This window comes from Streptomyces flavusporus (assembly GCF_046267975.1).
Taxonomy (GTDB): Bacteria; Actinomycetota; Actinomycetes; order Streptomycetales; family Streptomycetaceae; genus Streptomyces; species Streptomyces flavusporus.
This window is the reverse complement of record NZ_CP176503.1, coordinates 4814794-4828239: the sequence shown is the minus strand read 5'-3', so window position 1 is coordinate 4828239 and position 13446 is coordinate 4814794. Positions and strand designations below refer to the sequence as shown.

Here is a 13446-nt window from a genome sequence, read left to right as displayed (position 1 = left end):
TCAGCCGCACCGGTACGGCTTCGCGATCAGATCCCCCATCCCGGCCCGCGTCCACAGCTGCCCCGCCACCAACGCGGCCACCGCCCGCAGCCGAAGGGCCTCCTGCGCCGACGGCGACAACTGCCGTGCATCCCCCGCCAGTTCACTCACGTAAGGAACAACGACCCTGAACCCCTACCGTTTCGGATCAATACAACCGCAGGCGCCTACGCAGGCACCCCGGGTGGGGCTACCTCACACCACACGAGACCCCTCAGCGCCACCAAGGAACGAAACCAGACCACGCCCTCGCCGCGTGACGGAAACGTGTCCAAGATCACGGGGAAACTTCGGTTCTTGTGTGTGTCGCACGGCGAGTCATCTGCGAACAACTGGATGACCACCGTCCGTGGCGGGCGGAACTCGTGCTGGCCGCAGCGAAGACGGCGAAGATCGCACTGCGGAGGCATGGCCTCACCGATCGCCCGCGGAGGGGTTCAGTTCCCTGCCGAACCGGGAGGGTTCAAGTCGGTGGCGCCCGGTGCGGTGTGGCGCGTTGCCGTGGGCCTGCTGACTTTGGGCCGGCTGGAGTCGTGCTCGAGGTCGTACTCCACTTCTCCGTCCGGAAAGAGGGAGGGCGGCGTCTTTGCGTGCCATGACGTTTTCGTACTGGCGGATGAGCTCAGCCACGTGTGTTTTGTGTTCTGCGGATCCTTCGCTGAGCCGTTGTTGTGCTCGCAGCAGTTCGCCGTGGATTGTTGCGTATGAGCCGCACAGTTTGATGGCCTCTTCGGTCCGGTCGCTCAGCCCGGTGACGTGTGGGGCAGCGATCGCGAGTGCGGAGACACCTGAGAGTGCGGAGAGGACGACCTGCGCGGTGAGCGGCGAGGCATGGGAAATGAGGGGCCATGCCATGAGCCCTGTGCTGAAGATGATCGCCGTTGCCACGACGTTGCGCAGCTGGACTTGTTGCGTCAGGCGCACAGCTTCCCTGGGCATTCTCGTCGCCCAGTAGCCGGCACCTCCGATGCTTTGCTCGAGCCGCCGTGACAGTACTGCGTCAGACGAACTCTTCGACCTTCGAAAAATCTTGGACAGCAGTCCCATGGCACTCTCGCAGGTGTAGGGAAGGTCCTCAAACGATGACTGCTGCCGGGCGTGCTTCCCGGGCACCGACACTCCTATTTCCGGATAACTGATCCGTATGGAGCAGTCAAAGTCGTGTCAGCTGATGCGTCGGCCGCCGGTTTCGCGCCTTGAAACTGGCGCAGGGAATGCTTAGGTTTGCGGGCAGCATGGAGGGCCTCCGGCGCGTCTTTGCGATCATGTGTGCCGGAGTGCATAGTGAAGTACGAGGCGTATGGGTTATCGGCCGCACAGTCATGGAGCCATCCGGAGCTGGGCGCCCCGCGAGGGGATGACCCAATGCCGGGAATCCCCGGCCCGATTCAGGCGGGCCGGGGATTCCGGTGCCGCGTGGGCGGCCGTGTTGCTCTTCTGTGTCACTGCTTCTTCGTGGTGTGCCTTTTCGGCTGGTGTCAGTGGCCGTAGTCCTCGTCGTGGTCGTCGTCGTAGCCCTTGTCGTCGTGGCTGTCGATCACCTTGAAGCTGCCCACGATCACATCGCCTTCTACGTTTCCGTCGACCACGAACTGGGAGGACTTGGGCGGGAGAATGGCCTCCGGTGTGTTGCTGCAGTTGGCGGTGTCGAAGAACTCGACGATCTTCTTGCTGAGGTTTTCGACGTTGAAGGTGTCATCGGCGACGGGGCCGTCGCCGTTGGGGATCTGGACGCTGGTGACGGGGAAGCACTGGTACTTGTGAGCCGGGTACTTCTGCCCGTTGACGATGACCTTGCCCTTGTCGTGGTGCTTGTCATCCTCGCCGTGGTCCGACTTCTTGTCGTAACCCTTGTCCTCCTCCTTCTTGCCGTTGTCGCCGCCGTAGGGGGCGTGGGCCGGAGCAACCTGCGGGGCGGACTGAGAGGAACCGGTGGCGGAGGCGTAAGTCATTCCGGTGAGAGTCAGGGCCGCGACGCCGATGGCGGAAGTCGCCAGGGCGACAGTACGCGTCTTCATTTCTTCTCCTCGATTTCAGAGATGTCGACTGGGGAGTCGACCCGTGAATGAACGTACTGATCGCATTTCTGGCTGTCATCTCGGAGAGGTCCAAGGGGTAATCACAGGGGGCTGACCGGACGCAGTCTGAGGCCGTGTCATACGGCCTTCTGATGGACTGATTGCCCGTCAAGGGCCCAGTAAAATCAAGGGTGTCCGATCGTGGCTTTGGACTGGCCGGGTGATTAGTCTGACCGACCGCCGGGCCGTCACCCTGTCGGCCGGTCCTCCGCGTGATTTCGATACCCAGACGAGCATGGGCCCGCAGGGCATCTCCGTGCGGAGCTGCGAGTGCCTCGGCCGGGCCTCTCAGCGGCCCGGCGGGCCTGCTGCCGGGGCCGAACTGCATTACCCACCTGAGCTGTCTCGTCTCCATCTGCTCCGAAGACATGAAAGCTGCGATGTGCCAGTTCCGGCGCTGTCGAATGGTGACAGTGACAGTGGGTCAGCCGGAACTGCCTCTGGTCCGGCGACGCGCCGGAGGCTCCGCCGGTCCCGCTTTTCGGGCTGCGTGTGTGGCACAATTCCCGTGACCAGCCACTTGGTGCTCGCCTGGCCTCGATCGTTCATGAGGGACCGTCAGCTTGCTGACGGACCCCTTTGTGACTGGAGGCAGTGAGCCCTTTCAGCGTTGCCTCTCCAGGGTGAGGACGGCTTTCGTGATGGACGTCATCCGGTTGGGGCTGATACGTGACCTGCGGAAGATTCGCCAGGACTTCAGCCGCGCCATACCGCGTTCGACGGGTGCTCGTGAGCGGGCGAGTGCTCGGTTCATCGTGCGCTGGGTTGGGGTGAGTTCACCGCCGGGCGGGCGCTTGCGACCGGTGGTCACCCAGGGGCCGGCGCCCTGGTAGGCGCGGTCGGTCGCTGCCGAGCTGGCTGGCCAGGTAGCGGCGCGCGGCCGGAGCCTGGTCGCCGAGGCGATCGTCGAGGAAGGGCTGAGGCTGCCGCATCACGCCGTGCTCGCGGCAGTGTCCGAGTACGGCCCGGTCGCCCAGGCGGATGTGGTGCGCCGAGCGGGCTTCGACGCGAAGGACGTGGTTCTCCCGCTCAACCACCTGGAGGAAGCCGGGCTGGCGGTGCGGGAACCCGATCCGCGGGACCGCCGCAAGAACGCAGTGACGGTGACACCAGCAGGCGTGCGGACCCTGGAGCGGTGCGCGGAGCTGGCGGAGCGGGCCAACGCCGAGCTGCTGGCGCCGCTCAGCGCGGCGGAAGGCCAACATCTGATGGAGCTGCTGACCCGGGTGTACGAGGCGTAGTGCCGCTCCACGCCCGGGCCGCCCTGTCACCAGCCACCGGTCAACGGCGCTGTGGCGCCCCCGCGCAGCGGGCGTGGATCCGACCGGGCAGTACGGCGCGTCCGCAGGGGCTGACACGGTCGTACGGCCTCCACGCGTCAACCGCCTCGATGGGCTTGTCGCAGGCCAGGCACATCAGGACCCCGGTGAGGCTGTCGTGGTGGTCGCACAGGGCCGTGACGGATCGGGCGAGCCGTTTGACGCGTTCGACCTCGCCGTGCAGTCCCGCGGCCTCAGCTTCTTCCAGGCGCCGTCGAGCCTCGCCGACACCGGCCAGTGCCACCTTCGCCGGAACATCGTCCGGATGCAGGGTTTCAGCGAGCCGCTCGATCTGCGGGATCAGCTGCTTCAGACAGCCGTGGAAGTCCTGGCTGAAGCCCTTCACGGTCTGGTGGCGGGGGAGCGAGCGCTGGTCGATGAACCAGGAGGCCTGGGCGCGCATCAATCCGGCGGACGGCGAGGGTGCTTCGGTCTTGTCGGTCACCTCGTCGCCGGATGGGCATCCCGCAGGCGAGGCGGTGTCGTTCGACACGTCGACACTCCCTGTCTGGTTCGAGAGTTGGCCGCACCACTTCCAGCAGACGAGCCTCCTCGTCGGTAGCCGGCCTCACCGTTGTCACATCCACTCCCTCTACAGGGAAGCGGCCTGTCTGGCGCCGCACGTAATGCGTCGTACCTTCGGCGATCGGCCCCTTCATCGCCAGGCGGGGGGCGGCCTCCGAAACGGCGGGCGGGAACCATGCCGTGACCAAGCTGTGCGGGGAGCCGTCGTCGAGCAGCACCAGCCGGATGCGCAGATCCTCGGCAATCTGCTCGTACTTCAGCAGGGGCGTGTGGGCACACTTCCGATCACTGGACTGGTCCACCGGTGAGCCCACCAGAATGCCCGCATGACGAGCCCTGAAGCAGCTCCGGAGATCGTGAGGTTCTACACCGAGACCATCGACGAGGCGGACCGGCTGACCACGACCGTCGACGGACGCCTGGAGATGGTATGCACGCAGGAATTGCTGAGCCGTCACCTCCCCACCCCGCCCGCACGCGTACTCGACGTCGGCTGCGGTCCCGGCGCCCACGCCGGGTGGCTCGTCCACGACGGCTACACCGTGCACCTCGTGGACCCGATCCCCGCCACATCGAACGGGCCGAACAGACCGGCGCCACCGTCGAACTCGGAGACGCTCGCCACCTCACGGCCGAAGACGCCTCGTACGACGTCGTGCTCATGCTCGGTCCGCTCTATCACCTGCTCGAGCGCGCCGATCGCGACCAGGCTCTGGCCGAGGCCTACCGCGTACTGAAGCCGGGCGGTCTCCTGGCCGCGGCCGGCATCAATCGGTACGCGTCCCTGTTCGAGCACACCGCGTTCGCTCACCTCTACAAGGAACCGATGCGGCAGAGCATCGGCAGCATCCTCGCCACGCAGATCCATGACGGCAGGAAGGCGTTCACCGCCGCCTACTTCCACAGCGGCGACCGAGCGGCACACCGGCGAGTCACTGATCGACTCACCGATGTTCGAGTCGGCGCTGACCGCAGCGCGCATGGCGGAGCCGTACCCGGAGCTGCTGGCGGCGAGCTCGCACCTGCTCGCGATCGGACGTCGCCCAGCCTGATGTGCCCTTTCCTCGCGAGCCGGAACGGAGTCCCGGCCGGGGTCTGGGGCGGGGCCCCAGTGGCCCACCCTTCAACTGACCGAGTCGGGTGGGTGGGTGGGCCAAGGGGAACGTCAGGAGCGGACAGCGCGCCGGCGACGCGTGACGAGCACGATCCCCGCGCCGCCCGCCAGCAGCACCGCCGCGCCGATCGCGATCGGCATCGTGTTGCCGTCCGCGCCGGTCTCGGCGAGGTCCCCGCCGCCGCCCGCAGCGGAGGGCTCGCTCGTCGGAGCTGTCGTCGACGCCTCAGCGGACGGCGTCTCGGTCTCCACCGGCGTCGACTCCTCCGGCTCCGTCGCCTCCGGCGTCGTCTCAGCCGGAGCCGACGGCTCCGAGGACTCCGGGGTGGACGGCGTCGGTGTCGACGGCGGCTCCGTCTCGGTCGCCGTGCAGTCCTTCGTCCCGCCGTTCCACGCCGCGATCAGCTTGTCCTTGATGACCGGGCGGTCCGGGCCCTTGGGCAGGTCGCCGTGTTCGAAGCCGTCGCCGATGTCGGGGTCTTCGCCGTCGTACTTGACCGCGCCCCGGTAGAGGTCGATCTGTGCGAAGCAGCCCGCGTCCGGGACCGCGATGTCGAGCGAGTCGGTCTGTCCCGGCTTCACGGTCACGGTGTCGAAGTCGACGAACACCTGCTCGCCGGAGGTCGCGAAGGTGGCGCCGTGGGCGAGGTACGAGGCGAGGGAGGCCGTGCAGGTGGTGGCGTCACCGGCGGTGCGGACCTGGATGTGGACCTTGCCGTCGTCGCTGGGCCGCAGGCTCACGTCGTCGACCTTGACGGAGTCGTAGAAGTTCGTGCCGTCGAGCGAGAACTGGCAGCGGTCGGTCTCCGTGACCGTTCCCGCCCCCGTTCCGGGCTTGTACTGGCCGCCGGCCTCCCAGCCGTCACCGCCGCCGGGCGAACCGGTGGCCCAGGAACCGGAGGCGGAGGCCGCGCAGAGGGCGAGCGACGCGGCGCCCGTCCCCAGCAGGCGGCGCATGGTGACACGTCTCGCTATGGACATGCGTATCCCATCGTGCGTGTACATGGGTGTACACAGAGTGAGTGGTCGTCGTAGGAACACTGGGCTCACTGGTCACATGGGCCACAGTGTGAGCACATGGTGGGTCGACCGGCAGAACGCTGTCAACCTGCGGGAACGGAAGGGGAGTTCAGCGGTTCTCCCGATGGCCCTCACCAATTCGTCACAGGGGGAATCCGGCACTCCGCCGCGTGCCGACGTTCGCTTTTCCGGCCAACTGGACAGCCTCCTCCTGTTGCCCGAAAGCACAGCCGCCCTCCCCACAGCAGAGGAGACCGAGTGACCAAGCCCGACCTCTCCCCGAAGAACCCCGACTGGTGGCGCCAGGCCGTGATCTACCAGGTGTATCCGCGCAGCTTCGCCGACGCGGACGGCGACGGGCTGGGCGATCTGAAGGGCGTCACCCAGCGCCTGACCCACCTCGCCGCTCTCGGCGTGGACGCCCTGTGGCTGAGCCCCTTCTACCCCTCCGAACTCGCCGACGGCGGCTACGACGTCGCCGACCACCGCGACGTCGACCCGCGCCTCGGCACGCTCGACGACTTCGACACGATGGTCGCCGAGGCGCACCGCCTGGGCCTGAAGGTCATCGTCGACATCGTCCCCAACCACACCTCTCACCAGCACGTCTGGTTCCAGGAGGCGTTGCGCGCCGGGCCCGGCTCCGGCGCCCGCGAACGCTATGTCTTCCGGGACGGCCGCGGCGCACACGGTGAACTCCCGCCCACCGACTGGCAGTCCGTCTTCGGCGGCAGCGCATGGCGGCGGGTACCGGACGGCCAGTGGTACCTGCATCTCTTCGCGCCCCAACAGCCCGACCTCAACTGGGAGAACGAGGAGGTCCGCACCGACTTCCGCACCACCCTGCGGTTCTGGTCCGACCGCGGCGTCGACGGCTTCCGCGTCGATGTCGCCCACGCCCTCGCCAAGGACCTGAGCGAGCCGCTGCGCGACCTCGGTGCGCCCGAGCTGAGCGACGAGAAGGCGCTGAGCGACTTCGCCCCAGGGACCCACCCCTTCTACGACCGCGACGAGGTCCACGAGATCTACCGCGACTGGCGCAAGATCCTCGACGCCTACTCCCCGCCGCGAATGGCGGTGGCAGAAGCCTGGGTTCCGGGCGCCCGCCGCGTCTTGTACGCCCGCCCGGACGAACTCGGCCAGGCCTTCAACTTCGAGTACCTGCAAGCGGGTTGGGATGCCGAAGAAATCCGCCGGGTCATCACCGACTCGCTGGCGGACGCCCGCGCGGTCGGCGCGTCGGCCACCTGGGTGCTGTCCAACCACGACGTCGTACGCCACACCTCCCGCCTCATGCTCCCGCCCGGCACGGACGACAACGCCTGGCTGTTGTCCGGCGGCCACGCGCCCGCGATCGACACGGTGGCCGGACTGCGGCGTGCGCGGGCGGCGACCCTGCTGATGCTGGCGCTGCCCGGGTCGTCGTACGTCTACCAGGGGGAGGAGCTGGGCCTGCCCGAGGTCGCCGATCTGCCCACCGCGGTCCTCCAGGACCCGATCTGGGAGCAGACGGGCCGGGTCCGCAAGGGCCGCGACGGCTGCCGGGTGCCGCTGCCGTGGACGACGACCGGTCCCAGTTACGGCTTCGGCGCGGGCGGTGCCTGGCTGCCGCAGCCGGCGAACTTCGCGTCGTACCCCGTCCAGGCCCAGGACGGGGTGGAGGGCTCGACCCTGGAGCTCTACCGCAGGGCCCTCAGGCTGCGCCGCAAGCTGGTCGAGGGCGAGACGCTGACCTGGGCGGAGGACACCCCGCCCGGCGTCCTGCAGTTCACCCGTTCCGACCGCTGGCGCTGTGTGGCCAACCTGTCCGGCACGCCCGTACCGATGCCGCCGGGGGAGCCGCTGCTGACCAGCGCGCCCCTGGAGCCCGACGGACGTCTGGGCCCGGACACCACGGCGTGGCTGGGACTGTGACCCGGGCCTGCCCCGCCTTCACCGACCCGCAGCAGCCGCTCCGTCGACGACGGCCAGCTCGTGCGGGGTGTCGTTCAGCCGGCGGCCGCCGTGCTCCGTGCAGGTCACGATGTCCTCGATCCGGACGCCGAACCGGCCCGGCAGACAGATGCCGGGCTCGACGGAGAAGCACATGCCCGGCACGAGCGGCTGCTTCTCGCCCGCCACGAGGTACGGCGGCTCATGGGTGGTGACGCCGATGCCGTGCCCGGTGCGCTGGACGAAGTACTCGCCGTACCCGGCGTCCTCGATCACCGACCGGGCCACCCGGTCGATGTCCTGGCAGGCCACGCCCGGCCGTACCGCGTCGACCGCGGCCTGCTGCGCGACCCGCACGATGTCGTGCACCTTGCGCTCCTCGACGGTGGGCTCGCCGACATGCACGGTACGGGAGGTGTCGGAGCCGTAGCCGTCCTTCAGACCGCCGAAGTCCAGGACGACCATGTCGCCGTCCACGATCAACCGGTCGCCCGCCTCGTGGTGCGGGTTCGCGCCGTTCGGCCCGGAGCCGACGACGGTGAAGTCGACCTGGCTGTGCCCGTGCTCGCGCAGCAGCCGGGCCAGGTCGGCGGCCACGTCCCGCTCCCGGCGCCCGGCGAACCGTACCGACAGGATGTCCCGGTACGCCGCGTCCGCGGCCGCCCCCGCCGCGGCCAGCCGCTCCACCTCGTGCGCGTCCTTCACCGCCCGCAGCATCGGCAGGGCGACGCTCAGCGAGCGGAACGTGGCCAGCGGCAGCGTCTCCTGGAGGCCGAGCAGGTGCATCGCCCAGGTCGCGTCGCCGACGCCGTACCGCCCGTTGGGGCGCAGCAGCCCGGTCGCCGCGGCGTACGGGTCCTGGCCGTCCCGCCACTCCGTGATCCGCAGGGCACCGGCGCCGGGGGCCGCCGTCGCGTCCGGGCGTTCCAGCGCGGGGACCAGCAGACGGGGCTCGGAGTCCTGGGTGACGACGAGCAGGGTGAGGCGCTCGGTGATCGCGGGGGGCCGGTAGCCGCACAGCCACTCCAGGTCCGGGCCGGGCGTGACCAGCAGCCCGGACAGCCCGGCGGCGGCCGCGTCGCGCGCCGCCCGGTGCATGCGCGCGGCGTAGTCCTGCTCGGTGAAGGCCACCGCGGTCGCCGTCTCGCCCATGGTCAGTACCGCACTGCTCGTGCGACCTCCGCCTGTACGTCGCCGGACAGCTTGTGGGTGCTGCGGGCGGTGGCCTCGCCACTCCCGCCGGCCCGGACGTCGGAGACGGTGACGACGACGGTGTCGAGGAAGTCGCCGTGCCGGTTCTTGAAGTCGACCTGCACGACGAAGGATTTCGTCGAGTCGGTGGTGTTCCGGGCGGTGACCTCGACGGTGGTCCGTCCGTCGTCGGCGGTCGTCGGCCTGCCGAGGGTCACGTCGTCCCTGACGTCGATGCCCTTGGTGATCTCGTCGACCCTGCGCTCGGCCTCGGCGGTCGCCGACGCCCAGAAGTCCGAGGCCTGCGAGGCGGCCGACTCCACGGCCGAGGCGGCATCGGTGGGTCGCGGCTCGGTGTCGTTGCCGTCCGTGCAACCGGTCAGCCCGGCGCCCACGGCCACCACCAGCGCCGCTCCGACCGCCCACCACCGGGTCCGGTAACCGGCCATGTCGCCTCCCAGAATGCGTCCTCCACTCCAGTGAAGGCCCACCCGCGCGACCCCGCATCCGCATGGCCTTCACCCGGATGGCGTACGTCCCGTGGTGACGGCCGGGACCGGCCCGGATCATCGAAACACGAGCCTTTCAGGGCAGCGCAGGACAGAGACGGAGCCCGGCCATGACCGACCAGCCGCACGCGAACGAGCCGCCGGTCTGGGACACCGCGCACCGGAGGGCCGCCCCGACTCCTCCTCCGCCCGGCGCCCCTGGCGCACTCACCGGCGGCATCCACTTCGCCGGCGTCCTGATGACGCTGAACGGCATCCTGGCGATCTTCCAGGGCATCGCCGCGATCGCGGAGGACGACGTGTACGCCCGGATCGGCTCCTACGTCTACGAGATCAACCTCACCGGCTGGGGAGTGATCCTGCTGGTCCTCGGCGTCGTGGCCCTCGTCACCGGCTGGGGCATCCTCAAGGGCGCCGGCTGGGCCCGCGTCGCCGGTATCGCCCTGGCCTCGCTGAGCCTGATCGCCCAGTTCCTCTTCCTGCCGTACGCCCCCCTGTGGGCGCTGATCCTGATCGCCATCGACTTCTTCGTCATCTGGGCACTGGCGACGCAGTACCCGCAGCACCAGCGGTTGTGACGCAAGGTTCGGCTGCTGACGCCGCCCGGCGCGGTCAGCCGCCGAGGCAGATGACGAGCAGGCAGAGCTCCGGCCGCGACGGCGAGTCCGGCGACGACGGCGAGGTCGGTGCCGGTGCCGGAGTCGACGGGGTGGTGCCCGGGTCCGTACCGCCGCTGTCAGCGGGGCCGGACGTCGGAGCGGTCGTGGCGGGGGGCGTCGCGCCGGAGGCCGGGGAGTCGGCGCGCTGCTGCGGAACCAAGGGCAGGGACGGGACGACGGACTCCGTCTGCGTCGTCGGACCTGTCGGGCGGGGCGTGACGGGGGCGTCCGGCCGGGTGCTCTCCGGCGTGGTGCGGGGCGCGTCGGGCCGCTGCCGCGCCGGGTCGGATGCGGGAGCCGTCGGGGAGGAACGCGGTGTCTCGGGCGGGGCGGTCGACGGGCGGTCGCGCTCGGCCGTGGGCCGCTCCGCGGCACCCAGGCTCACCTCGTCCTGCGCCGTCGCCGCCTGGGCCCCCTCGCCGGAGTGCCGGTCCATCGCGGCGAGGGTCAGTCCGCCGCCGACGAGCGCGACGGCGGTCGCGATCACGGCCTTGCGCCGGCTCTTCTTCCAACGGGCCCGTTGGCGCCGCCGCGCCGCCCGGCCCTGCGGCGCGGGTATCGCGCCGCCGGCCTCGGCGGGCGGGACGGTCTGCGGGGGCGGGTCCGTGGGAGCGGTGTCGGCCGGGTCCGGAGCGATGTCCGGGGCGTAGGCGCCGCAACCGGGGCACACCAGGGCGCCGTTGAGATGCCGACGGCACGAGGAGCAGTAGTCCATCCGTTGCCAGTAGTCCATCTGCGGTCTTCCTGAGTTGACAGCGAGCCCCGAACGGCCAGCAACGCTAACGAGGGATTCCTGCGGCTGTGTGCAGCCTGTGTGACGCTCCTGCACAGATTTCCCGCTCACAGGTTTCCGGTGCCCTGCATCCGGAGGACAACCCGCGCATGGCGCCACGAGGCGGGCCCATCGCGCGCAAGGCGACGGGCCCACTTCTCGTACGGCTGTCCCATGGCCCTAGGCCAGGTGCACCTCCAGCGCGGCCCGTACCCCCGACTCCACGGCGCCCTCGATCCAGGACGGCTTGACCGAGGTGTGGTCCCCGGCGAAATGCAGCGGTCCCTCGGGGGCGCGGATGGCCGCCAGGAGCTCCGTGTGCTGGCCCGGGAGCAGGACCGACGCCTCGCCGTACGCGTACGGGTCGCGCAGCCAGCTCTGGGTGCGGCCGGCGCCGGTGTAGAAGACCTCGATGCGCTGCCCGTAGACCTGTTGCAGCCCCCTGAGGGCGTGCGGGTAGCGGGCGTCGTCGTCGAGGGAGTCCCAGCGGGAGGCGTCGTCGGCCCAGCTGTAGGACGCGAGCACGACACCGCCTCGGCTGCCGGCCACCGGATGGGACGGGTTGATCATGAAGCGGTTGGAGTTGTCGGAGACCGAGCCGCCGCCGATGATGTCCGCGGCCTCGGGCTGCTCACGCGTGGCCCAGCGGTTGGCGGCGTAGTGCACGCGCTGCGCCGGGGTGATGTGTCCGGCCGGCACGGAGTGATGCGCGCCGAGCAGACTCCCGTCGGCGGGTGCCTTCCCCTTCCGGTACTCCTCGTACAGGCCGGGCCGTACGGCATCCAGCTCCCGCTTCCACTCATCCTCCCCGAACTCCCACCACCGGCGGCTGAACTCGAGCAGCACCTTGGTCGCGCTGTCGTAGTGCAGCTCGGCGACGGCACGCCGTTTGCCGTACGACATCAGCGGCCTGACCTGCACCTGCCGCAGCCCGGAGAACGGCACCGTCACGATCGCGAGGTCCCCGGTGAACTCCTCCCGTACGACCTTGCCGTCCCGCCCTTCGGACACCGTGTCCACCCACACGTGCGGCCCGCCGGCCCGGACGTGGGAGACGTCGCCGCGCCGGTCCGGGTCCCAGTACTCGATGTGCGTGACCCGCCGGTCCATCCGCACGACGTCCTTCACCTGCCGCAGCAGCGCGTCCGGCAGCGTCGCCGTACCGCCCACCAGCTCCCAGAACGCGGTGTCCGGGCTGATCAGCGACTGGCTGATGAAGCTGTGGACGAACGACAGGGGCAGCCGCGAGGTCAGATTCTCCAGCGTGCCGACGAGATCGACCGTGCGCTCGTCGAAGCCGGCCTGCTCGGTCAGGAACCGGTACATGGACCAGTCTCCGTACCGCTGGATGACCCGCGCCCACCCCTCGACCCGTTCGGGCAGGGGTTTGTCGACGCGCCTGCCGTCCGGCCCGACCGTGCTGAACTCGTCGCGCACCGGGTCCAGGGCGGTGCGCAGGATGGTCGCGGACGGTGTGTCCCAGTACTTGCGCGGCACCCCGAAGGACCGGTTGACCCTGCGCGGCGCCCGCGCGTAGGCGGCGCGGCGCACGCGGATGCCGTTGACATGGAGCCACGCCCGGTTGACCGGCTTTCCCTCGCCGTCGACGTCCACGAGATGGAACGGCCGCCGTTCGACGCCCAGTCGGTCGATCAGGGACATCACCAGCGGATGGCTCCCGGGGATCCGCATGGCCCCGGCCTCCGCGTACTGCCGCGGATCGGCGAACGGCTGCGCCGCCTGCTCATGTCCGCCGGTGCGGAAGGTCTTGATCCGGCCGCCGACCCGGTTGCCGTTGGCCTCCAGCAGCGTCACGCGATGCCCGGCCCGCTTCAGCAGCCAGGCCGCCACAAGACCCGCCGGCCCCGCACCGACGACCAGGATCTTCTTGGCGTTCCCGGTCCTCGGCCGGGGCAGACCGGTGTCGAGGATCTTCTTGTACGCCGGCACGAGCAGCCGGTTGTCGTCGTCGACGACCAGCAGCGCGCGGGCGACCGCGAGGCAGGTGGCCCAGTCGGCGGTGGATCTCGGCGGGCAGGGCGCCTCTCGGGGACGGGCGGGTGCGGCGACGGCCGGTCCCGCCGCGCCGATCCCGACGGCCGCCGCGGTCGCGGCGGTGAACTTCCGCCTGGAGAAGGGAGAATGACGGTCAGCGATGCGCACTTCATCCATACGTCCTGGATAGGGTGCGCCGCCGGACGCCGACAGGACGATCAACGGCGATCACCGGAACGTGCGAGCGTGAAGGGGGCGGTCGGGCAGCCCTGCCGACCGCCCGAGCGCTCCTG

At 69.9% G+C, this 13446-nt stretch carries 12 protein-coding genes and 2 pseudogenes; 4 read left to right on the top strand and 10 right to left on the bottom strand.

All coding sequences use genetic code 11. The annotated features are described in order from the left end of the window. The 4 genes and pseudogenes from ACKTSN_RS22895 to ACKTSN_RS22880 all read right to left on the bottom strand — a co-directional run. Complete coding sequence (locus ACKTSN_RS22895) at positions 1-150, bottom strand: hypothetical protein (protein WP_409470825.1); 150 nt, start codon at positions 148-150, stop codon at positions 1-3. A 303-nt stretch (positions 151-453) separates the two neighbouring features. Beyond that, complete coding sequence (locus ACKTSN_RS22890; RefSeq protein WP_409470824.1) at positions 454-1152, bottom strand: hypothetical protein; 699 nt, start codon at positions 1150-1152, stop codon at positions 454-456. A gap of 365 nt (positions 1153-1517) precedes the next feature. After that, on the bottom strand, positions 1518-2057 hold the full coding sequence (locus ACKTSN_RS22885) for a hypothetical protein (RefSeq protein WP_409470823.1): 540 nt from the start codon (positions 2055-2057) through the stop codon (positions 1518-1520). A 664-nt stretch (positions 2058-2721) separates the two neighbouring features. Continuing rightward, positions 2722-2958 (bottom strand): annotated as a pseudogene (locus tag ACKTSN_RS22880) (transposase family protein); the annotation flags it as partial. Positions 2959-2971: 13 nt separating this feature from the next. Here ACKTSN_RS22880 and ACKTSN_RS22875 point away from each other — a divergent pair. Next, positions 2972-3358 carry a MarR family winged helix-turn-helix transcriptional regulator gene (locus tag ACKTSN_RS22875; protein ID WP_409474900.1) on the top strand — a complete coding sequence of 129 codons (387 nt, stop codon included), beginning with the start codon at positions 2972-2974 and terminating at the stop codon, positions 3356-3358. Between the two features lie 40 nt (positions 3359-3398). Here the strand turns inward: ACKTSN_RS22875 and ACKTSN_RS22870 are convergent, their stop codons facing one another. Continuing rightward, positions 3399-3929 carry a DUF6415 family natural product biosynthesis protein gene (locus ACKTSN_RS22870; protein WP_409470822.1) on the bottom strand — a complete coding sequence of 177 codons (531 nt, stop codon included), beginning with the start codon at positions 3927-3929 and terminating at the stop codon, positions 3399-3401. A gap of 358 nt (positions 3930-4287) precedes the next feature. Here ACKTSN_RS22870 and ACKTSN_RS22865 point away from each other — a divergent pair. Next, positions 4288-5013: pseudogene (locus ACKTSN_RS22865) on the top strand (class I SAM-dependent methyltransferase). Positions 5014-5126: 113 nt separating this feature from the next. On the opposite strand, the gene ACKTSN_RS22860 reads toward ACKTSN_RS22865, so the two are convergent. Further along, positions 5127-6056 carry an LAETG motif-containing sortase-dependent surface protein gene (locus ACKTSN_RS22860; protein WP_409470821.1) on the bottom strand — a complete coding sequence of 310 codons (930 nt, stop codon included), beginning with the start codon at positions 6054-6056 and terminating at the stop codon, positions 5127-5129. A gap of 297 nt (positions 6057-6353) precedes the next feature. Between ACKTSN_RS22860 and ACKTSN_RS22855 the strand changes: the two genes are divergently transcribed. Next, a complete protein-coding gene (locus tag ACKTSN_RS22855; protein ID WP_409470820.1) occupies positions 6354-8009 on the top strand; it encodes a glycoside hydrolase family 13 protein in 1656 nt (551 codons plus the stop codon). A gap of 18 nt (positions 8010-8027) precedes the next feature. Here ACKTSN_RS22855 and ACKTSN_RS22850 read toward each other — a convergent pair whose 3' ends face one another. Together ACKTSN_RS22850 and ACKTSN_RS22845 are read right to left on the bottom strand one after the other, a co-directional pair. Next, positions 8028-9179: an aminopeptidase P family protein gene (locus ACKTSN_RS22850; RefSeq protein ID WP_409470819.1), complete on the bottom strand. Its 1152-nt coding sequence runs from the start codon at positions 9177-9179 to the stop codon at positions 8028-8030. Between the two features lie 2 nt (positions 9180-9181). Next, entirely contained in the window at positions 9182-9667 is a 486-nt protein-coding gene (locus ACKTSN_RS22845; RefSeq protein WP_409470818.1) for a hypothetical protein, read from the bottom strand. 170 nt (positions 9668-9837) lie between these two features. Here ACKTSN_RS22845 and ACKTSN_RS22840 point away from each other — a divergent pair, with 170 nt between their 5' ends. Continuing rightward, positions 9838-10305 (top strand): DUF7144 family membrane protein, encoded by a 468-nt coding sequence (locus ACKTSN_RS22840; RefSeq protein WP_409470817.1) that lies wholly within the window; start codon positions 9838-9840, stop codon positions 10303-10305. A gap of 34 nt (positions 10306-10339) precedes the next feature. Here ACKTSN_RS22840 and ACKTSN_RS22835 read toward each other — a convergent pair whose 3' ends face one another. Both ACKTSN_RS22835 and ACKTSN_RS22830 read right to left on the bottom strand, forming a co-directional pair. Next, a complete protein-coding gene (locus tag ACKTSN_RS22835; RefSeq protein ID WP_409470816.1) occupies positions 10340-11119 on the bottom strand; it encodes an SCO2400 family protein in 780 nt (259 codons plus the stop codon). A gap of 219 nt (positions 11120-11338) precedes the next feature. Beyond that, positions 11339-13330 carry a flavin monoamine oxidase family protein gene (locus ACKTSN_RS22830; protein WP_409470815.1) on the bottom strand — a complete coding sequence of 664 codons (1992 nt, stop codon included), beginning with the start codon at positions 13328-13330 and terminating at the stop codon, positions 11339-11341. Positions 13331-13446: the final 116 nt, after the last annotated feature.